Below are 19,210 nucleotides of genomic sequence, written 5' to 3'. Positions count from 1 at the left end.
AATCCAATGAAATTACTGACTATTACCGCCCTGCTGGTGGGGATTGCGGGTGCCTGTCTGCTGGCGTTCGGTGCCTGGCTGCTGATGCCTGCCGCCGGGTTTATCACTGCCGGCGGTTTATGCCTGCTCTGGTCATATCTGGTATCAAAATCAGCGGGAAGCCTGAATAACAACGGAGGATCATAATGTTCTTTCCCGGTTTATTCAGAAAATCCGATACGGGTATGAGTTCATCAGAACTCAGCGAAGTGATCGGTCTGACCTATGACACCTATACCGGCCGCCGCGTCAGTCCGCAACTGGCGATGCAACTCACTGCGGTATTCAGCTGCGTTCGTGTGCTGGCCGAATCTGTCGGCATGCTGCCGTGCTCTCTTTATGAGCAGCTTGACAGAGGAAACCGGCGGGCGGTACGTGAGCGGCTGAACAAACTGCTGTCAACCAAACCCAACAACTACATGACACCGCAGGAATTCTGGGAATTACTGATCGCCTGTCTGTGTCTGCGTGGCAATTTTTATGCTTATAAAGTCAAAGCGCTCGGTGAGGTAGTGGAGCTGCTGCCGCTGGAACCGTCCTCGGTTACACCAAAACTGAACAGTAAGTGGGAGCCGGAATATCAGGTTACTTTTCCGGACGGAAAGCGCGATACGCTGACACAGGATGATATCTGGCATGTACGGATTTTCACCCTGGACGGATTAACCGGACTCAGCCCGATCGCGTATGCAAAACAGGCTGTCGGTCTGGGGCTGGCAACGGAGGAGCATGGCTCACGTCTGTTCGGGAACGGTGCGGTAACCAGTGGCGTTCTGCAGACCGACCAGTACCTGAAAGACGATGCCTGGGAGCGGCTGAAAACTGACTTTGAAAACCGGCATCAGGGGCTGGCGAATGCGCACAAACCCATGATCCTTGAGATGGGTCTGAAATGGCAGCAAATCAGCATGACATCAGAAGATGCGCAGTTTCTTGAAACCCGCAAATTCCAGCTTGAGGAAATTTGCCGTATTTTCCGTGTTCCGCTGCACATGATCCAGAACACCGACCGGGCAACGTTCAACAACATTGAAAACCTCGGGATCGGATTTATTAACTATTCCCTGGTGCCATACCTCACCCGCATTGAACAGCGCATTAATGTCGGGCTGGTAAAACCGTCAAAACAGGGCGTTTTTTACGCAAAATTCAACACCGGAGCATTGTTGCGCGGTGATATGAAGTCACGGTTTGACGCTTATGCCACCGGTATTAACTGGGGGATCTATTCGCCCAATGAATGCCGGGAGCTGGAAGAGCTCAACCCGCGTGATGGCGGTGATATCTGGCTGACACCGATGAACATGACCACAAAACCGGAGAGCTCCCCGGAAAAAGAGGAAAAGCAGCATGTCGATGATGACTAAACAGCGGCTGGATATACCGCTGAAAATAAAGTCGGTCACTGAAACCGGCGAGTTTGAAGGGTACGGATCGGTTTTCGGCGTGAAGGACAGCTACAGCGATATTGTCGTACCCGGCGCTTTTCAGGCATCACTGAATGAATGGCGGGAGAAGGGCAGTCTTCCGGCCATGCTCTGGCAGCACCAGATTTCCGAACCGGTCGGTGTGTATACCGAAATGCAGGAGGATGACACCGGCCTGTATGTCAAAGGGCGGTTACTTATCGAGGATGACCCGCTGTCTAAACGGGCTCATGCACATCTGAAGGCAGGATCATTATCCGGCCTTTCTATTGGCTACATCCTGAAAGACTGGGAGTACGACCGGAATAAAGGTGCTTTTCTCCTGAAAGAAATTGATCTGTGGGAAGTGAGCCTGGTGACCTTCCCGTCCAATGATGAAGCCCGGGTCAGTGATGTTAAATCTGCATTTGCCCGTGGTGACATCCCGTCACAAAAAAGTATTGAGCGCGTCCTGCGTGATGTCGGACTGTCGCGGACACAGGCTAAGGCATTTATGGCCGACGGCTACCATGCTCTCTCTCTGCGTGACGCAGAGGAAGATGCACTGGAAACACTTAAATCCATTAATTTTAATCAGTAAGGGGCTGTTATGGCTGTTGATCATAAAGATGTAAGCGAAGTGGCAAAAGAACTGAAATCTTCATTTGAAGAGTTTCAGAAAAAAAATGACAAGCGTATTGATGCCATCGAATCAGAAAAAGGCAAACTGGCGGAATCGGTGGACACCCTGAACGGAAAATTATCCGAGCTGGATGAACTGAAATCGTCACTGGAAGCAGAGCTGGCGGCTGTGAAACGTCCGGGCGGTGGTGTGGCAAACAAAGATGTCGCCGAACACAAAAGCGCATTTGGGCTCTTTGTCCGCAAGGGTAAAGACGATGGCCTGGCTGAACTGGAACAGAAAGCGATGCAGATTGGCTCTGATCCGGACGGAGGTTATGCGGTACCGGAAGAACTGGATCGCAATATTATTTCTGCTCTGCGTGACGAAGTCGTTATGCGTCAGGAATGTAATGTTGTCCCGGTCGGCACCCCGAGCTACAAGCGCCTGGTGAATAAAGGTGGAACAAGCAGTGGCTGGGTCGGCGAAACGGATGCCCGTCCGGAAACCAACACGTCAAAAATCGGTATCGTTGAACCGGTGTGGGGTGAGATTTACGGTAATCCGGCGGCGACCCAAACTATGCTGGATGATGCCTTTTTCAACGTTGAGCAGTTTATTACTGATGAACTGACAATTGAATTCGCTGAGCAGGAAGAAGCGGCATTCACCAACGGTGACGGCAGCAAAAAACCGAAAGGGCTGCTGGCTTACGGCAGTGATGATAAAGGCGATAAAGATCGCGAATGGGGCAAGTTACAGCACCTGTTGCTGAAAAAACCGGACGAACTGACCGCCGACGAAGTGATGCAGCTGGTTTATACCCTGCGCAAGCCATACCGTAACGGTGCTAAGTTTATGATGAATAACAGTACGTTATTCAAAGTGCGCACCCTGAAAGATTCCCAGGGCAACTACCTGTGGCAGCCTGGTCTGCAACTGGGGCAGCCGTCCGCATTACTGGGCTACGGTATTGCAGAGAATGAGCAGTTTGCTGATATGGCTGCCGGTGCTGCTCCGCTGGCGTTCGGTAATTTCAAGCGCTGCTACACCATCCTGGATCGTATCGGTATCCGTATGCTGCGCGACCCGTACACTAATAAGCCGTTTGTACACTTCTATACCACGAAACGTGTCGGCAGCATGATGGTGGACAGTAACGCGGTGAAATTACTGAAAGCCGCAGCCGGTACGAAGTAATCAGTCACGGCGGCAGAAATGCCGCCATTTCCGGAGGTTTCATGCCATTACCGACAATTGAAGATCTGCGCCTGCAATGCCGTATTGATACGGAAGAAGAGGATCCGCTTCTGCTCGGCTATCTTGCTGCGGCAAAAGAAAAAGCAGAAAACTATCTGAACCGGAAATTGTATGACGATGCTGTTCCCGGCAGTGATCCGGACGGAATGGATATCACACCAGTTATCCGTCTGACACTGATGCTGGTGGTTGGTTTCTGGTATGACACCCGGGAACTGAAAAAGTTACCGCAAGGCTTTTATGACCTGCTCTGTGATTATCGTTTTTCACCAATGAGGGAAAAATAATGCTGGCAGGAGAACTCAACAAGCGCATCACCCTGTACCGGCCGGAGGTAGTGACCGGTGATCTTGGTGATTCTCGTACCGAACTGACGAAAGTCATCACGGTGTGGGCCAAAGCCGAGGCGATATCCAACCGTAAAATCCGGACAGCAGAGCAGGATCAGGTCATCGAAACCATGCAGTTTACTGCGCGGCCACGCGCGGATGTGCAAATCGACTGGGTGATTGAATACCAGAACCGGTTTTTTACCGTCCGTGCCTGTGACCGTAACGACCCTGCAAAGCTGATTATTACCACGGAGGCAGACATACGACATGATCGAAAGTGACCTTAAGTCGTCTCTTTCCGCTATCACCGCAATGCCCGTTTTCCCCCTGTTATTACCGAAAGATGCACAGGAAGGTATCACCTTTCAGCGCATCAGTGATCCGCGATATTCCACCGGTATGGTCACCACTCATCTTATCGTGGCGCGTTTTCAAATCAGTATTCACGTGCTGAATGATTACGGAAAAGCCCTGCTGCTGGATAAAGCCATCCGTGATGCCTGGGAGCCAATCCAGCATGGTTACATCGGTAATTACCCGGTGCAGACCGTGCAGCGTGGTGGCTTTCAGCAGGAACGGGAAGAGCTGACAAACAACACTGTCCGCTGGTCGGTAATGCGGGATTTCATCATCACTTATCCGGAGGATGCCGTGTGATAACCAGAATCGAAGTTACGGGGCTGGAAGAACTCGGGCGCCGGTTACAGCAGGTCGAAACCGCGCTGAAAACCAAAATACTGCGTTCCGCCGGTCGTGAGGCAATGCAGGTTGTGAAAGAGGATATGGAGCAGCATGCCGGATTTGACCCGAAGGGGAAAGGAAAGCATATGCGGGAAAATATCACCCTGAAAACAACCGGGGTCAAAGGGACTAACGGTGGTGTGATGGTCACTGTCGGTCCGGCAAAAGACCACTACATGAAAGCCAGGGCGCAGGAGTTCGGTACCGTGAAACAGGTAGCAAAACCGTTTATCCGTCCGGCGCTGGATTACAACAAACGCGCGGTTCTGAAAGTGCTGACACAGCAGATCCGCAATGCACTCTCTGAGTATTAAAGGAGCAATTATGGCTGACAATAAAACCTCACCGGAATACGCGAAGTTACCCGCCGGTACCGTGGTGAAATACGGGAAACCCGGCGATACCGTGGAAGCAATGAAACCACTGATTAACTGTAAGGCGCTGGGCGCTACCGGGCAGTCCGGCAGCTTTGTGGACGTCACCACTCTGATCGACACATCCAAGCAGTTTATTTCTGACCTGCCGGAAGGGCCTGAGAAATCCCTGGGGTTTATTGATGACCCGGAAAATGAAGATTTCGCAGCGTTCCTGAACGCAGCGGAAAAACGCGAAACGGTGCAATTTTACTTTGCTCTGCCGAACAAACGCACGGCAACCATGCTGTTATCGCTGTCAGGTTGGGAGATGAATGACGTTTCTGCCCCGGCAAACGAAGCAATTCAGATCACGGTAAAAGGCAAACAGAATAACCTGACATGGGGTGTTGCAGGTGCTGCGGGTGATCAGACCAAAGGAGCAACGAAATAATGAAAGGCCTGAAAGCATCACTGCTGGCGGCAAAGCCGGAAATCCGTGAAGTGGAAATCCTCTGCGGGGTTAAGGTAAATATCCGCCGTATGACCGCCAATGAGCTGATTACCCTGGAGCAGGAAGTCGCCGATCTGAACATGGACGGTAAAGTGCGCGAAGCTTCTCTGATGAACGTCGATATGCTGCTGAACTGCATTGTTGATGACGGCGGTAAACCGGTTGATAAATCACTGCTGCCGACCGCTGATGAAATGGTGAATGTTCATGACAACGCCATTCTGATCGATGCCATTAATATCGTGAAACGCCACTCTGTCGGTACACTTGAAGAGGCAAAAAAAAACTGACGGACAGCCCGTTGCTTTTCTTTGCTCACCAACTCGCGGAAGAGCTCAAAGAAATTGACCCCTACCGCGTACTCAGCCTGCCGGCATCCACGCTTCTTGGCTGGCAGGCATACTTCTCACTGAAAGCAGAACAGACCGGAACAGCGGATACCTCACAGGATAATCCGTCAGCACCGGAAACGCCGCCGTCACCGGTGGAACAGCAATGTGCTGATATCATGAAAATTATCGGAGGATAGATGTCAAACCTTGCAGATCTGCGTGTCGGCCTGCTGCTGAACGATGCCAGTTTCCGTTCAAACATCAGCAACGCAATGAACCATGCCGGGCGTGAAACAAAACGCTTTTCTGATAAGGCAAAGCGGGACGCAAAAGGCGTTGAGGATAGTTTTAACGGCATCAGCAAAAGCGTCACCAATGTGGCCGGTAAACTGGCATTACTGGCCGGTGGCGGGTTATCTATCGGCAGCATTCTGTCTGTTTCACGCCAGTACAGTCAGGCGTTATCTGATCTCAGCGCTATCACCGGCGCATCTGCCGAACAGATGAAGCGCTATGATGATGCCGCCCGCAGCATGGGGCGAACCACTGAATTTGGCGCCACTAAAGTTGCTGATGCAATGAAGTTGCTGGCCTCTGCAAAACCGGCGTTGCTGAAAACGGCCGGCGCACTGGAAGAGGTAACCGCGAAATCTATCACGCTGGCTCAGGCTTCAGGTGTCGATCTCGCAGATGCGGCCAAATCCCTGTCTTTGAGCCTTAACCAGTACGGGGCATCGGCATTATCAGCGGAGCGTTACATTAACGTGCTGGCTGCCGGGGCGAAATACGGCGCATCTGAAATCAGTGAAACCTCACAGGCCGTTAAAACCTCCGGCACTGTGGCCGCACAGGCCGGGATCAGCTTTGAAGAACTGAATGCCGCGATTCAGGTACTGGCCGACAAGGGCATCAAAGGTGCCGAGGCCGGACGGATGCTGCGTAACGTGATCCTCGTTCTTGAGCGCTCAGCCGATAAGTCACTGCGGCCATCTGTTGTCGGGCTGGGTGCTGCACTGGATAACCTGGATAAAAAGAACTATTCAACCACAGCGTCAGTGAAGCTTTTCGGCAGAGCAAACGTGAGTGCGGCAGTTAACCTGCGTGAAAACACAGACAAACTGAAAGAACTCACCGCGGCACTGACCGGCACAGACACTGCGTATGAGCAGGCAAATATCAGGGCGAATAACCTGAACGGGGATCTGGAATTACTGGCAACCTCATTTGAGGGACTGGCACTCTCTGTGGGTCATAGCACTGACGGGCCGATAAGATCAGGTATTCAGAATGTCACTGCCGCGGTGAATGGACTGACGGATAATTTCTCAACATTAGCCAGTATTGTTACATATGCAGTTTTGCCGGTTATGGCATCCAGAATGACCCTGGGTTTACAGGAGCAGGTTAAGAGTTGGTACAGCTTAGAGTCTGCAACCAGGAGCACAGCAAAAGCACAGGCTGAGGCATCACGAAAAGCTATTACTGATATAGACAAGGAAATAAGCAGTATTAATGAAAGAGGGAGGGTATTAACTCAGAAGCGGAAGTTGGCAATAAAAGAAGGCACTGAACTTAGCGGTTTTAAAGAAAAGCGTTTGTCACTGGAGCGCCAGGAATCGGAGCTACTTAAGCAGCGTGAAATCCATACGTGCAGGCTGTCTGTTGCCACTAATCAGCTCTCAATTAGCCAGCGTGCACTGACTGTATCAGCATCAGCGATGCGAGGGGTTTATTCTGCGTTAGGCGGGCCTGTTGGTGTAATTACTATAGCGGCTTCTGCGCTGTATTATTTTCATAACAAAGCACAGGAAGCCAGACGAAGTGCAACCGACCTAAAAAATGCAATTATTGAAACCACAGATGCATTGATGCAGCTGTCAACCACTCAGCTTGAAGTAAAGGTTATTGATTTTAAGCAGGCATTCCTGGAGCAAAAAAATCAGGTTGCAGAAATTACCTCCGAGTTAGAGCAGGTAAAAATGCACCGTGAGGTGACGGACGGATTTTGGGGGGCTGGCGGAACAAATAAAAGGCGTGATGAAAAAATAGCACGCCTGAGTGCAGATCTTGAAAATGCGACAAATAAATTATACGACGTTGATGGTATTAATTTAAAAAATGCTGAAACCGCTCTGGAAAGGCTAAGGTCCGGAGAAAAGCCTGCGGTCAAAAAGAAGGAGGATGATAACCCGCCACCAGAGGAGCCAGTTGTCTCTACCGGTACCAATGAATTACCCGATACCAAATCAGGTAAAAAAGAGCTTAATCAATACAAGCAGTTGCGTCATCAGATTGAGTCAGAACATGCAACCAGCCTTGAAAAGATTTCCCTGAGTGAATCGGAAACCCTGGACAAACTGAAAGAGCTGCACAAATCAGGAGGCATGTCTCAGAAAGAGATGAACCGGCTTTCGCTTATCAGCGCTGAAAATTATCAGCGGCAACGGGTTATTCTGGCTGAAAAATATTCTCCGACGGCGGCTATGCTACGTGAGGAAGGCGAAGCAAATAAAGAGCTTAAGTCCCTGCTTGAATCACGCCTGCTGACTGAAGAAGAGTATAAACGCGCCCGTCTTCAGCTGACACAAACCAGTCAGCGCGACCGGTTGTCGCAACAGGCAGAAGATTTAGCCTTGCCGAATATCTCACTCGCCGGTGAAGTTGATCCTGTTGTGCAACTGCGTAATCAACTGGAAGAACAAAAGGCGCTTTATCAGGCGTATTACCGTGATGGTGTCATCAACAAAGAGCGGTATGAAGCGCTGGTGGCACAGGCATCTGAGAAATCAAAAGAGGCTCAGATTCAGGCTGCCAAGGAATTGTATGCTGGTCAGGGTACCTGGCAGAAGATGCAGATTAACCTTATTGATGCTGTCGAGCAGAAAACAGCGGGTTCCCTGGCCGGAATGCTGATAGGAACAAAGGGTTTTTCGGAGGGCTTACGCGAGCTTTCTGCATCGCTGGCGGAGTCTATCATTCAGGATCTGATAAAAATTGCGATTCAGGGGCAGATAACAAATGCCATTACCGGATTGTTCGGTGGGTTTGGTGGCGGTACTGCTAACGGGTCTACAGTACCGATGCCGCCAAAAAACATTTCAGTCATGCCACACGCCAAAGGTGGGGTACATAACTCCCCGGGATTAAGTCAGTACAGCAATCAGGTTGTCAGCAGCCCGACACTGTTTGCTTTCGCCAAAGGCGGAGCACCGAATGCCGGGCTGATGGGCGAAGCCGGACCGGAAGCTATTATGCCGCTAAAGCGCGGCCCGGACGGAAATCTCGGCGTTAGAATGTATGGCGGAAATGGTGACACCGCCGCGCCAGTGGTCCATATCCATATTGACGGTGAAGGAAATCAGCAGGTTCAGGCATCCGGTGGTTATGAGCAGTTCGGCAGGGAAGTTGGGCAATTTGTTGACCAGCGCTTTCGCAGACTGATGGACAAGGAAACGCGACCATCTGGTTCAGTCTGGAATCTGGTTAAGGGGGGAAGATGATAGAAGTATTCATCTGGAGTCCGCGCCTGAATCCGCAGAGTGATATTTCGTTCCGCATCCGCAAAGCAAAATTCGGGGATGGTTATGAACAGGTTTGCGGTGATGGCATTAACCCCCGCAGTCAGAAGTGGTCACTGAATTTCACCGGGACGGAAAGCTACATCCTGCCTATCCGTGATTTTATTGACCGGCACGGCGGCATCCGTGCTTTCCAGTGGAAACCACCACTGGAAGATATCGGATTGTATCGCTGTGATGATCCGAAGCTCACCCCGCTCGGTGGCGACAACTACTCACTCTCTCTCACTTTTATTCAGGCATTTAAACCATGATCACAAGCGATTATCAGAAGCTGGAACCGGGTAATACTGTCCGGCTTTTTGAGGTTGATGGTTCCGCGTTCGGCGCGCCGGATGTTTTGCGGTTTCATGCTTACAACATTCCTCACACGGAAGCAGAGATTACGGCGGCCGACGGGGACCCTGAAAAGCTCCCGGCAAAATCCATCTGGTGGCAGGGCGAAGAGTACCGTGCCTGGCCGGTGCAGATCGAGGGGTTGGAAGCATCAACAACCGGTTCAGGTGCACAGCCGAAGTTATCGGTGGCAAATCTGGACGGTTCTGTCACTGCACTGTGTCTGGCCTACGATGACATGCTGAAAGCGAAAGTCACGATACATGATACCCTGGCGCACTATCTGGATGCTGATAATTTCCCGGACGGTAATCCGTCAGCAGATCCGACACAGGAAAAAGTCTCGGTCTTTTATATCGACAGCAAATCATCGGAAACCAACGAAGTTATCGAGTTTGAATTAGCCAGCCCGATGGATTTACAGGGGGTGCTGATCCCTACCCGGCAACTGCATTCAATGTGTACCTGGTGCATGCGCGGAAAATACAAATCCGGTGACGGTTGTGATTATGCCGGGCAGAACGGGTATTTTGACAAACACGGCAACCGTGTGGATGACCCGGCACAGGATCAGTGCAGCGGTATGCTGAATACCGGCTGCTTTCCCCGTTTCGGGAAAAATAATCCGATCCCGTTCGGTGGCTTTCCGGGAACCTCATTACTGAGGAAATAATGATGCGTAAAAACATTCAGGCTGCCATTTTTGCCCACACAGAACGTGAATACCCCCGCGAGTGCTGCGGGGTGATCGCCCAAAAATCCAGAGTGGGAAAATACTTTCCCTGCCGCAATATCGCGGCTACGCCGGAAGAGCACTTCGTATTATCGCCGGAGGACTTCGCGGCTGCGGAGGACTGGGGAACGGTGATCGGTATTGTCCACAGTCACCCGAATGCCACCACCCAGCCGTCAGAACTGGATAAAGCCCAGTGTGATGCCCTCGGTGTGCCGTGGTATATCGTCAGCTGGCCGGAGGGGGATTTGCGGACTGTTCAGCCGCGCGGCGAGCTGCCATTACTTGGTCGGCCGTTTGTGCTCGGGTTTACCGACTGCTGGGGGCTGGTAATGAGCTGGTTCCGGCAGGAACGCGGCATTGAACTGCCGGATTACCGGGTGGATTATCATTGGTGGGAGCAGGGCGAAAACCGTTATACCGATAACTGGCAGGAAGCCGGATTTATTCAGGTTGATGCTCCGCAGCCAGGCGATTTGATCGTGATGCAGGTACAGGCACCGATCGCCAATCATGCTGGTATTCTGTTGGATGATAATATGCTGCTGCATCATTTATACGGACACCTGAGTCAGCGGGTACCATATGGAGGTTACTGGCGTGATCGCACAGTTATGGTACTGAGACACAAAATATTCATGACATAGTCGGAGTGAGGATATAACATTATTTTTATTTGCTGATCATGCTGAGGAAGTAATGAAAGTTATTGGCTATATTCTTATGATTGCTGGATTGATAGCAATGGTTTTTGCAATAAACATGGACGTTTCAGTGTCCACTTACGGCGGTAGGGTTAACAACATAGGTTTAATGTCTGACAGACAAAATTATCTCATATTCAGTGCGGTAATATTTCTTGCAGGGGTTATTTTAACAATATTCGGTAGCAAGAATGGGCAGTCTTCTGGTGTTGATGACATTAAGTGCAAATACTGCGCGGAGTTAATAAAACCAGATGCAGTTATTTGTAAGCATTGTGGCAAAGAGGTTGAAAAAATAAAAGTAACTGATACCACTGCTTTCAAATTTACCCCCACTGAAAACGATAGAGTATTCTCATTCAGAGATTGGCCACCAGAGATTTTTATTACAAATGGTGAGATAAATAAAAATACTGTCTATCAGTTTATTTACGAATTGAAAAAATCAAATCCCAAATTAGATCCGCCGGGTATAGCGATGAAGTTCTTCAGAGATTTTTCATCCATAGAAAAAGGATTGCCTGATAATTTAACGGATGAGTTTAAGGAATTAAGAAAATCAGCATTGCAACAATAACCCGCTCCGGCGGGTTTTTTTATGGGGTAAATATGTCAAAGGAAATAATGGCAAAAATAGAGTTGAGCGGTGTGCTGGGTAAAACATTCGGTAAAACACATCAGCGTCTTGTCAGTACCACGTCCGAAGCCGTCCGTGCGCTGTGCTGCACCATCTCTGGATTTGAGCAGTTCCTGAATACCAGCAAATCCCGCGGCTTAACTTATGCGGTATTTCGCGGAAAAAAGAATATCGGGGTGGATGACCTCGGTTTTCCGGTGACTGATGATGTTATCCGGATTGTACCGGTGGTGATCGGCAGCAAGAGCGGTGGATTATTTCAGACCATATTCGGTGCTGTGCTGGTGGCCGCTGCGGTGTGGATGGGGCCGGGTGGTATTGCTGCCGCTTTTGGTGCTGGCGGCATGGTTGGCTTTATGGCCACAACCGGCGCAGCGATGATGCTGGGCGGCATCATTCAGATGTTGTCCCCGCAGCCAAACGGGATCGCCATGAAAGACCAGGGCGAAAACAAACCGTCCTATGCGTTCGGCGCGCCGGTGAACACCGTTTCTCAGGGTTACCCGGTACCGATCGGTTACGGTAAGCGCCGCATCGGCGGAGCTGTTATTTCAGCCGGTATTTACGTCGAAGATCAGCAGTAATCCTTTCTCAGTTTTTCAGCAGGAAATCCACAATGACACAAATCACAGGCCGCAAAGGTGGCGGCGGCAGCCCGCGCACGCCCGTCGAACAGCCGGACGACTTACAGTCCGTTGCCAAAGCCAAATTGCTGATCGCTCTCGGTGAAGGTGAATTTGCCGGTGAGCTGACTGGAAAAAATATCTTTCTGGACGGTACACCGCTGCTGAATGCTGACGGGTCGGAAAACTTTCCCGGTGTGGTGTGGGAATACCGCCCGGGCACCCAGGCGCAAACCTATATTCAGGGGATGCCGGCGGCGGAGAATGAAATCACTGTTGGTACCACTGTGCAGAGCAGCACGCCGTGGGCACATGCATTCACCAATCCGCAGTTGTCCGCTGTCCGTGTCCGCCTGAAATGGCCGTCCCTGTTCCATCAGGAGGATAACGGGGATATGGTCGGCAACGAGGTGAAATACGCCATTGATTTACAGACGGACGGCGGCAGCTGGGAAACTGTTGTGGACGGCCGGGTTAAGGGTAAAACCACCTCAGGCTATGAGCGCACCCATCGTATTGATCTGCCGCAGTCTGCCACATCCTGGACACTGCGGGTGCGGAAAATCACAGAGGATGCCAACAGCGCCAAAATAGGCGACACCGTGGTGTTACAGAGTTACACCGAGGTGATTGATGCCAAACTGACTTATCCGCATACCGCACTGCTGTATATCGAGTTTGATTCAAAGCAGTTTAACGGCTCTATCCCGCAGGTCACCTGTGAGCCGAAAATGCGGGTTATCCGCGTACCGTCAAACTATGATCCGGAGCGCCGGACGTATTCCGGTACCTGGGATGGTTCGTTTAAGTGGGCATGGACCAATAACCCCGCCTGGATATTTTACGATATTGTGGTTTCCGATCGCTTCGGACTCGGTGACCGCATCAAAATGCAGAATATCGATAAATGGGAACTGTACCGCGTTGCGCAGTATTGTGACCAGCCGGTACCGGACGGCAAGGGCGGCAGCGGTACTGAGCCGCGCTATATCTGTGATGTGTATGTGCAGGATCGTAATGAAGCCTATACCGTACTGCGTGACTTTGCAGCCATCTTCAGGGGAATGACCTACTGGGGCGGCAACCAGATTATCACCCTGGCGGATATGCCCCGGGATATTGATTACAGCTACACCAAAGCCAACGTACTCGACGGGAAGTTCACCTATTCCGGCAGCAGCAGTAAAGCCCGTTATTCCTCGGCACTGGTGTCGTACTCGGATCCGCTGAACGGTTATGCTGATGCGATGGAGCCGGTGTTTGAAAATGAACTGGTTTACCGGTTCGGCTTTAATCAGCTGGAAATGACGGCAATTGGTTGTACCCGTCAATCAGAGGCCAACCGCAAAGGCCGCTGGGGCATCTTCACCAACAACAAAGACCGCGTGGTGACATTCGGTGTGGGGCTGGACGGCAATATCCCGCAGCCGGGCTACATCATTGCGGTGGCGGATGAAAACCTGTCCGGGAAAGTGACCGGCGGCCGCGTCAGTGCGGTGAATGGCCGGAGTATCACACTCGACCGTAAACCGGATGCCGCGGCGGGTGACCGGCTGATGCTGAATCTGCCGTCCGGCAAATCACAGGCCCGTACCATTCAGATGCTCACGGATAACGTGATAACCGTTACCACGGAATACAGTGAAACGCCGGAACCAGAGTGCGTCTGGGTGACAGAATCAGATGAACTGTACGCCCAGCAGTACCGGGTGGTGAGTGTGACCGAAAATGACGATGGCACATTCACGATATCGGCGGCGATGCATGATCCGGACAAATACGACCGGATAGATACCGGCGCGGTACTCGATGAGCGGCCAGTCAGTGTTATTCCGCCCGGCAACCAGTTCCCGCCGAAAGATATCACTATCAGCTCTTATTCTGTTGTTAACCAGGGGATCAGCATTGAAACCATGCAGGTTACCTGGTCACCGGCAGAGAACGCGATTGCTTATGAGGCGCAGTGGCGGCGTGATGACGGCAACTGGATCAATGTGCCGCGCAATGCCACGACTTCATTTGACGTGCCCGGGGTCTATTCAGGCCGCTATCTGGTGCGGGTCAGGGCGATAAATGCAGCGGAAATCTCCAGCGGCTGGGGGTATTCAGAGGAAACCCGGCTGACCGGCAAGGTGGGTGATCCGCCGATGCCGCTGAACTTCCGGGCGTCCACGCTGGTATTCGGGATCAAACTGAACTGGGAGTTCGGGAAATTCACGGAAGATACCCTGAAAACTGAAATTCAGTACAGCAAAACCAACGATGGTCAGAATCTGTTACTGCTGGCCGATGTGCCGTACCCGTCCCGCTCTCATGAGCTTGCCGGTCTGGCCGCCGGTACCGCGTTTTATTTCCGCGCCCGCCTGGTAGATAAAACCGGAAATCAGTCCCCCTGGACTGAGTTTGTGCGTGGTGTGGCCGAGTTTGATGCATCAACCATTATTGATGAAGTGGCCGCCGGGCTGGGTGACTCACAAATCATCAAGGACCTGCAATCTCAGGCTGATGACAACTTCGAAGCTATCATCAACAACGCCAACAACGCTTATGGCCAGTGGAATTATTGGCAGCGCGAAACCGGTTCGATGAAAGCCGAAATTATCGAAGTCCGCAACTACACGGTTACAGAAACAACGGCACTTGCGGAGAAAGTGGATGCGGTTAAGGTGACTGCAGACGACAGTTTCGCCATGGCTCAGAACTCTATCCGCGCACAGTGGGATATGGCATCAGGTCAGGCATCGGTGGTTCACGATATGAAAGTCCGGATCCATTACAACGGTGAGGACTATTCCGCCGGCATGGTTATCGGGGCCGAGCTGAAAGGCGGTGAGGTGAACACGCTTATCGGCTTTAACGCGCAGAAGTTCGCATTTTATAACCCGTCCAGTAAGTCGATGGATCTGTTTATGTACATGGATGGAGGACAGATCTTTATGCGTGAGGCGTTCATTAATCAGGCCTGGCTTAATGAAGTTGTCGTTACTGACAAATTGCAGTCGGAGAACTATGTAACGGGTAAAGCCGGATTCCTGATTGATGCGAAAACCGGAAAAACAGAAATAAATGGGTCGGATGCTTCTGGTGGCCGAATGGAAATTAAGAATGACCAAATCCGCGTGTGGGATGAAAAAGGTCGCCTGCGGGTCGAAATCGGAAGATTAACAGGGTGAATATCATGAAATATAAATTGCTTATTTTATCTGTGGTTGTCTTGTCTGCCGCCGGATGCGCTGTCAGTACGCCGGTGATTACGGATGTGGATTGTGTTGCATGGTACCGGGAGGCTACTTTCCCGAATCCGGTTCACAAACTGCACCTGGTAAAAAAGAAAAACGACAACAAACGGCACCAGAACACCATTTGGTATAAACAATCAGGCCTGAGCGGGGTTAAATTCTCCGGCGGCTGGATTCCGGAAAGCGTACTGGAGGGAATGGAATGTCGGCATTCGGAATAAGGGCTTTTGATGACCTGGGGCGCGATACCGTGCACATGGTATCGAATTTTGTACAACCAATACTGACAATAACCGGCAGTGGCTCCAAAACCTATGAAATGCCACCTGGTAGTAAGTTATATGCATTCCCCACAACGGGGATATGGGGTGCTTTTAATATGACGGTATCCGGCAACACGGTAACGTGGTCTGCAATTCAGTCGCCACTGAGGGTGATGATTGTGTTTTCTCTGGGGGCGATATGACATTCGGTTTTTCGGTACGCGATGAAACCGGCAAAACTATGTTTACCCCGAATGGTGAATGTTATGTTTTCTATGCAAAATATAATGTCGGTTCGGGGGCGTCCGGAGAAACAAAAACAGATACAGGAATATCGGTAAGTGCAGATCCGCAGCCGTTATTTTTTGTTATCAGCTCCTATATACACCGTGATCCGCAAGTCAGTAATATTCCGCTCGGTGAATTATCTGTCGGGAATTACTATAATCAGAATAATGCTCCTAATCATGTGATCACAGCATCCGGTAATAAATCTGTTGTCTATGTCTTTATGCCCGGATGGTGGGTAGAGCGTAAATACGGATCTCAGAAATGGGGCGCGCGATTTTATGATGAAAACGGGAAAGTCAGCTGGTGTGGCTGGCAAAAACCTCTGCAAATAGCCGGATATATCCCGCCAGACCCCGGCAGCCCACACACGTTAAAAACAGCGACCTGTGCGGTAATGATGCGCTCACTGGGTCATGCCTCACTGTACGTACCTTCAATCGACCGTGATTTTTTGGTGAAATTTCACATGACTGCTTCTGCTATGAACGGCAGAACAGAACAATTATGGCAGATCGTAGGCCGGGGTGGTGGCTCAGGCGCATGGGGGTATACCGGTGATATTCCGTACATAGACAGTGCAATTTACGAATAATCTCAAATAACCGCTCCGGCGGTTTTTTTTCGTCTGAAATTTAAGGAAACCCCATGATTTACACAGACGGTACTATAGCCATTAAAACCGGTTCACCGATTGTGACCGGCACCGGTACGCAGTGGAAAAAGAACATTCACGGTGTGGCACCTGGCCAACTCATCAGTATCGAGAACGGCACCGCACCATTCAGCATGATGATCCGCGCGGTAAACAGTGATACCGAACTGGTGTTGTCATTCAATGCTCCGGTGACGCTCAGCGGCGCGAAATACTCCATCGCCACCACGGTACCGGATACCATTTCAGATGCAGCCCGCACCATGTCAGCCAATCAGGGCTATATTGTGTATTTTCTCCGGGCAATGCAGCAGTGGATGACAGACACCGGCCAGGTGGAAATTGAGCTGCCGAACGGACAGAAGGTGACGCTGGAGGATGTAAAAGGGCTGGCTTCACAGGAATGGGTCAAAACTGTGTTGTTTGGCGTGGGTGACAAAACGGCAAAAGCCTCCGGGATAATGAATCCCGATAATACAATGTGGTGGGGTGCGCATAATGATAATCTGTATGCGAAGCAAGATGGAAAAAATTATAATGTTTTACAGATAGATAAAAATGATGCAGTAACTGTAATGGGGAAACTGGACTTAAAATCATTAGGGCATTACACATCCTTCAAAATGTGGAGATTGGATAATACAGGTGTTTTATTACAGACGAGTCCATATAAAGAGGGAATTGATGGTAGTTCCTCTATCACGTTAGTAGAGCAGGATTCAGCAGGTAAAAATGTTAATTCCTGGACATTTGCAAGAGAGGGAAATGGAGGAACTGTTGCATCAAGACAATGGGTTAATAAATTTGCATCTGTAAATAGCGATTCATCGAATAGATTCACCTCACCGGGTATGGGAGCTGGTTTTATTGCGCGTGATGATGGGCGTTTGGGATTATATAATTACATTGTTGGTGGATACCCGTAGAGTTTTCAATTACCAGAGATGCTCAGTTTTATGGTTCAGTTAAATCTATTAGTCAAACAGGCACAAATACCAACTTTGAAGCAAGTTCTCCGGATAATAAGCGAAAAGGTAGGTTTATGGGCGTATAATAGCCCGGAGGGTGGGTCTAACGGACAATGCCTGATAGCAGCATATAGCAATGGGTCATGGAGCAATATTCAATTACAGGATGTCGGGTCTGGAAAAATGGCTGTCATTGGTGGCAATACTGCATTTGATGGCAGTGGCTATCTTAAAAGGTCATCCCCTATCATCCAAATATTTCCGGATGGTAATTACGACACCAACGATGAATCCGCTGGTGCAGAAGTCCGCCGTACCGGCACCGGCCAATATCACATTACCGGCATTCTCGGTTATAACTCAGATGGTGCATGGGGCGTAAACGGTGGTATCTCGGTACCGAAAGACAATAACAGCCTTGAGCTGGTTTACGTTGCTGATCGCGTTCTGGAAGACGGCAGTATCATCATCGAAACCTGTCACCGTCAGCACGCGCATTTACCGAAACGTTTCCAGAACTGGCGACTGAAAGAAGTCACCCCGGAAGGTGAACGCATTTTCTATCAGGACGGCGAACCGTGTGATCTCCCGGAATCAACCCGTCTCGATGTTCGAGTGGAAATGCCGCAGGGCTCTGTGTGGAATGTGAAGCAGCGTGAACTGGCCGAGCGTGAAGCGCAGGAAGCAGCAGAGCAGGGCGTAGACTCAGAGGAATAAGACGAAGCCGCGCTGGTGGATGTATAGTGCGGCAATCCGGACAGGCTGTTCTGTACCAGTAACGGCCTGTTGTAATTTATGCGGATCAGGTGAGACTTACTTTTTTTGGGCGAAAGCATCTATATAGTCAATCGTAATATCGATACTGGACGGTGCTGCTTGTAACTCTGCACGAACATCCGGATTTGAGAGGCAGTCTTTCGAATGCAGCAAACTGCCAAATATCTGAGTTGGAAATAAGGTGGTTTTAGGTTCTGGAATCACATTTACAATACTAATCATGTCTTGTGGATGTTTAAATATTGTATTCTTGTCTTTAATTTTATTATCATCAAATAGGGCTTGATTGCTGTGCCATGCAACTGACTTAAGTCCGAAAAGGCATTCAAGGTTTACTGTTGAAATGCCTTTCAATGAAATTCTTGATGATTTTATAAATTCATACACCTCGTCATCAAGTAAAATAGCAGAAAAATTTGATATACCTTGGCCTGTTTTGATCGGGGTGATATGAGGTCTTTTGGCAAGAGCAGTATCGAAGTAATCCGGCTTCCTAGAGAAAAGTTCTATTTGAGCAGGCACGTTTGATACACGACTGTCTTCAGGTTGGATGAAACGATAGGCAGAACCTCCTGTATTACTCCCTCTGTATACTTTTCCCTCATAACCATGTTCTGAGATATAATCCCATAAATGACCGTAAAATTCGTCATTTGTACTTTCAGTTATAAGAACTATATCGAGATCAACGGTTGCTCTGAAGCTGGCACCAATATTTTCAAAGTTTAATACACATGCATTACCACCGATAAGAATATAATCATCAGCGTATTGCTGCATATACTCGGTTAAAAAATTTTCACCTTCCAT

Annotated in this window: 23 protein-coding genes; 22 read left to right on the top strand and 1 reads right to left on the bottom strand. The window is 50.0% G+C overall.

What is annotated here, in order from left to right:
- Positions 1-6: 6 nt before the first annotated feature.
- From JC793_RS12590 to JC793_RS12485, 22 genes are all read left to right on the top strand, one after another.
- Complete coding sequence (locus JC793_RS12590) at positions 7-186, top strand: hypothetical protein (protein WP_024473752.1); 180 nt, start codon at positions 7-9, stop codon at positions 184-186.
- A complete protein-coding gene (locus tag JC793_RS12585; protein WP_218426334.1) occupies positions 186-1,406 on the top strand; it encodes a phage portal protein in 1,221 nt (406 codons plus the stop codon). Before JC793_RS12590 ends, JC793_RS12585 begins: the two co-directional genes overlap by 1 nt.
- Positions 1,396-2,046, top strand: coding sequence for an HK97 family phage prohead protease (locus tag JC793_RS12580; RefSeq protein WP_218428429.1), 651 nt, complete (start codon positions 1,396-1,398; stop codon positions 2,044-2,046). The genes JC793_RS12585 and JC793_RS12580 overlap by 11 nt, the downstream gene beginning before the upstream one ends.
- A gap of 9 nt (positions 2,047-2,055) precedes the next feature.
- Entirely contained in the window at positions 2,056-3,267 is a 1,212-nt protein-coding gene (locus JC793_RS12575; RefSeq protein ID WP_218426333.1) for a phage major capsid protein, read from the top strand.
- 41 nt (positions 3,268-3,308) lie between these two features.
- Positions 3,309-3,614 carry a head-tail connector protein gene (locus tag JC793_RS12570; RefSeq protein ID WP_218426332.1) on the top strand — a complete coding sequence of 102 codons (306 nt, stop codon included), beginning with the start codon at positions 3,309-3,311 and terminating at the stop codon, positions 3,612-3,614.
- Positions 3,614-3,940: a phage head closure protein gene (locus tag JC793_RS12565; RefSeq protein WP_126323663.1), complete on the top strand. Its 327-nt coding sequence runs from the start codon at positions 3,614-3,616 to the stop codon at positions 3,938-3,940. Before JC793_RS12570 ends, JC793_RS12565 begins: the two co-directional genes overlap by 1 nt.
- Positions 3,927-4,316: a hypothetical protein gene (locus JC793_RS12560; RefSeq protein WP_218426331.1), complete on the top strand. Its 390-nt coding sequence runs from the start codon at positions 3,927-3,929 to the stop codon at positions 4,314-4,316. Before JC793_RS12565 ends, JC793_RS12560 begins: the two co-directional genes overlap by 14 nt.
- Positions 4,316-4,714 carry an HK97-gp10 family putative phage morphogenesis protein gene (locus JC793_RS12555; RefSeq protein ID WP_218428427.1) on the top strand — a complete coding sequence of 133 codons (399 nt, stop codon included), beginning with the start codon at positions 4,316-4,318 and terminating at the stop codon, positions 4,712-4,714. The genes JC793_RS12560 and JC793_RS12555 overlap by 1 nt, the downstream gene beginning before the upstream one ends.
- Positions 4,715-4,724: 10 nt before the next feature.
- Positions 4,725-5,207: a major tail shaft subunit gene (locus tag JC793_RS12550; protein ID WP_036424883.1), complete on the top strand. Its 483-nt coding sequence runs from the start codon at positions 4,725-4,727 to the stop codon at positions 5,205-5,207.
- Complete coding sequence (locus JC793_RS12545; RefSeq protein WP_036424891.1) at positions 5,207-5,557, top strand: phage tail protein; 351 nt, start codon at positions 5,207-5,209, stop codon at positions 5,555-5,557. The genes JC793_RS12550 and JC793_RS12545 overlap by 1 nt, the downstream gene beginning before the upstream one ends.
- A gap of 11 nt (positions 5,558-5,568) precedes the next feature.
- Positions 5,569-5,796 (top strand): hypothetical protein, encoded by a 228-nt coding sequence (locus tag JC793_RS12540; protein ID WP_036424893.1) that lies wholly within the window; start codon positions 5,569-5,571, stop codon positions 5,794-5,796.
- On the top strand, positions 5,797-9,099 hold the full coding sequence (locus JC793_RS12535; RefSeq protein ID WP_218426330.1) for a phage tail tape measure protein: 3,303 nt from the start codon (positions 5,797-5,799) through the stop codon (positions 9,097-9,099).
- On the top strand, positions 9,096-9,431 hold the full coding sequence (locus tag JC793_RS12530; protein ID WP_218426329.1) for a phage tail protein: 336 nt from the start codon (positions 9,096-9,098) through the stop codon (positions 9,429-9,431). Before JC793_RS12535 ends, JC793_RS12530 begins: the two co-directional genes overlap by 4 nt.
- Positions 9,428-10,186 (top strand): phage minor tail protein L, encoded by a 759-nt coding sequence (locus tag JC793_RS12525; RefSeq protein ID WP_218426328.1) that lies wholly within the window; start codon positions 9,428-9,430, stop codon positions 10,184-10,186. The genes JC793_RS12530 and JC793_RS12525 overlap by 4 nt, the downstream gene beginning before the upstream one ends.
- A 2-nt stretch (positions 10,187-10,188) precedes the next feature.
- A complete protein-coding gene (locus JC793_RS12520) occupies positions 10,189-10,893 on the top strand; it encodes a C40 family peptidase (protein ID WP_218428426.1) in 705 nt (234 codons plus the stop codon).
- A 52-nt stretch (positions 10,894-10,945) separates the two neighbouring features.
- Positions 10,946-11,527 carry a zinc ribbon domain-containing protein gene (locus tag JC793_RS12515; RefSeq protein ID WP_218426327.1) on the top strand — a complete coding sequence of 194 codons (582 nt, stop codon included), beginning with the start codon at positions 10,946-10,948 and terminating at the stop codon, positions 11,525-11,527.
- 32 nt (positions 11,528-11,559) lie between these two features.
- Positions 11,560-12,171: a tail assembly protein gene (locus JC793_RS12510; RefSeq protein WP_218426326.1), complete on the top strand. Its 612-nt coding sequence runs from the start codon at positions 11,560-11,562 to the stop codon at positions 12,169-12,171.
- A 32-nt stretch (positions 12,172-12,203) separates the two neighbouring features.
- Positions 12,204-15,383, top strand: a complete 3,180-nt coding sequence (locus JC793_RS12505) for a TipJ family phage tail tip protein (RefSeq protein WP_218426325.1) — start codon at positions 12,204-12,206, stop codon at positions 15,381-15,383.
- A gap of 5 nt (positions 15,384-15,388) precedes the next feature.
- Positions 15,389-15,670 carry a hypothetical protein gene (locus JC793_RS12500; RefSeq protein WP_218426324.1) on the top strand — a complete coding sequence of 94 codons (282 nt, stop codon included), beginning with the start codon at positions 15,389-15,391 and terminating at the stop codon, positions 15,668-15,670.
- Between the two features lie 241 nt (positions 15,671-15,911).
- Entirely contained in the window at positions 15,912-16,595 is a 684-nt protein-coding gene (locus JC793_RS12495; RefSeq protein ID WP_218426323.1) for a hypothetical protein, read from the top strand.
- A gap of 53 nt (positions 16,596-16,648) precedes the next feature.
- Complete coding sequence (locus JC793_RS12490; protein WP_218426322.1) at positions 16,649-17,581, top strand: hypothetical protein; 933 nt, start codon at positions 16,649-16,651, stop codon at positions 17,579-17,581.
- A 225-nt stretch (positions 17,582-17,806) separates the two neighbouring features.
- Complete coding sequence (locus JC793_RS12485; protein WP_218426321.1) at positions 17,807-18,340, top strand: phage tail fiber protein; 534 nt, start codon at positions 17,807-17,809, stop codon at positions 18,338-18,340.
- Between the two features lie 96 nt (positions 18,341-18,436).
- Here the strand turns inward: JC793_RS12485 and JC793_RS12480 are convergent, their stop codons facing one another.
- Complete coding sequence (locus JC793_RS12480; protein WP_218426320.1) at positions 18,437-19,210, bottom strand: hypothetical protein; 774 nt, start codon at positions 19,208-19,210, stop codon at positions 18,437-18,439.

The sequence above is a fragment of the Morganella morganii genome (assembly GCF_019242955.1).
GTDB classification, from domain to species: Bacteria; Pseudomonadota; Gammaproteobacteria; order Enterobacterales; family Enterobacteriaceae; genus Morganella; species Morganella sibonii.
This window is presented reverse-complemented; position numbering and strand designations above follow the sequence as displayed.

What these genes read in the sequence shown, in the direction of transcription:
- JC793_RS12590 (WP_024473752.1), top strand. Translation starts at nt 7, where the DNA reads ATGAAATTACTGACTATTACCGCCCTGCTGGTGGGGATTGCGGGTGCC.
- JC793_RS12585 (WP_218426334.1), top strand. Translation starts at nt 186, where the DNA reads ATGTTCTTTCCCGGTTTATTCAGAAAATCCGATACGGGTATGAGTTCA.
- JC793_RS12580 (WP_218428429.1), top strand. Translation starts at nt 1,396, where the DNA reads ATGATGACTAAACAGCGGCTGGATATACCGCTGAAAATAAAGTCGGTC.
- JC793_RS12575 (WP_218426333.1), top strand. Translation starts at nt 2,056, where the DNA reads ATGGCTGTTGATCATAAAGATGTAAGCGAAGTGGCAAAAGAACTGAAA.
- JC793_RS12570 (WP_218426332.1), top strand. Translation starts at nt 3,309, where the DNA reads ATGCCATTACCGACAATTGAAGATCTGCGCCTGCAATGCCGTATTGAT.
- JC793_RS12565 (WP_126323663.1), top strand. Translation starts at nt 3,614, where the DNA reads ATGCTGGCAGGAGAACTCAACAAGCGCATCACCCTGTACCGGCCGGAG.
- JC793_RS12560 (WP_218426331.1), top strand. Translation starts at nt 3,927, where the DNA reads ATGATCGAAAGTGACCTTAAGTCGTCTCTTTCCGCTATCACCGCAATG.
- JC793_RS12550 (WP_036424883.1), top strand. Translation starts at nt 4,725, where the DNA reads ATGGCTGACAATAAAACCTCACCGGAATACGCGAAGTTACCCGCCGGT.
- JC793_RS12545 (WP_036424891.1), top strand. Translation starts at nt 5,207, where the DNA reads ATGAAAGGCCTGAAAGCATCACTGCTGGCGGCAAAGCCGGAAATCCGT.
- JC793_RS12535 (WP_218426330.1), top strand. Translation starts at nt 5,797, where the DNA reads ATGTCAAACCTTGCAGATCTGCGTGTCGGCCTGCTGCTGAACGATGCC.
- JC793_RS12530 (WP_218426329.1), top strand. Translation starts at nt 9,096, where the DNA reads ATGATAGAAGTATTCATCTGGAGTCCGCGCCTGAATCCGCAGAGTGAT.
- JC793_RS12525 (WP_218426328.1), top strand. Translation starts at nt 9,428, where the DNA reads ATGATCACAAGCGATTATCAGAAGCTGGAACCGGGTAATACTGTCCGG.
- JC793_RS12520 (WP_218428426.1), top strand. Translation starts at nt 10,189, where the DNA reads ATGCGTAAAAACATTCAGGCTGCCATTTTTGCCCACACAGAACGTGAA.
- JC793_RS12515 (WP_218426327.1), top strand. Translation starts at nt 10,946, where the DNA reads ATGAAAGTTATTGGCTATATTCTTATGATTGCTGGATTGATAGCAATG.
- JC793_RS12510 (WP_218426326.1), top strand. Translation starts at nt 11,560, where the DNA reads ATGTCAAAGGAAATAATGGCAAAAATAGAGTTGAGCGGTGTGCTGGGT.
- JC793_RS12505 (WP_218426325.1), top strand. Translation starts at nt 12,204, where the DNA reads ATGACACAAATCACAGGCCGCAAAGGTGGCGGCGGCAGCCCGCGCACG.
- JC793_RS12500 (WP_218426324.1), top strand. Translation starts at nt 15,389, where the DNA reads ATGAAATATAAATTGCTTATTTTATCTGTGGTTGTCTTGTCTGCCGCC.
- JC793_RS12495 (WP_218426323.1), top strand. Translation starts at nt 15,912, where the DNA reads ATGACATTCGGTTTTTCGGTACGCGATGAAACCGGCAAAACTATGTTT.
- JC793_RS12490 (WP_218426322.1), top strand. Translation starts at nt 16,649, where the DNA reads ATGATTTACACAGACGGTACTATAGCCATTAAAACCGGTTCACCGATT.
- JC793_RS12485 (WP_218426321.1), top strand. Translation starts at nt 17,807, where the DNA reads ATGGCTGTCATTGGTGGCAATACTGCATTTGATGGCAGTGGCTATCTT.
- JC793_RS12480 (WP_218426320.1), bottom strand. Translation starts at nt 19,210, where the DNA reads ATGGAAGGTGAAAATTTTTTAACCGAGTATATGCAGCAATACGCTGAT.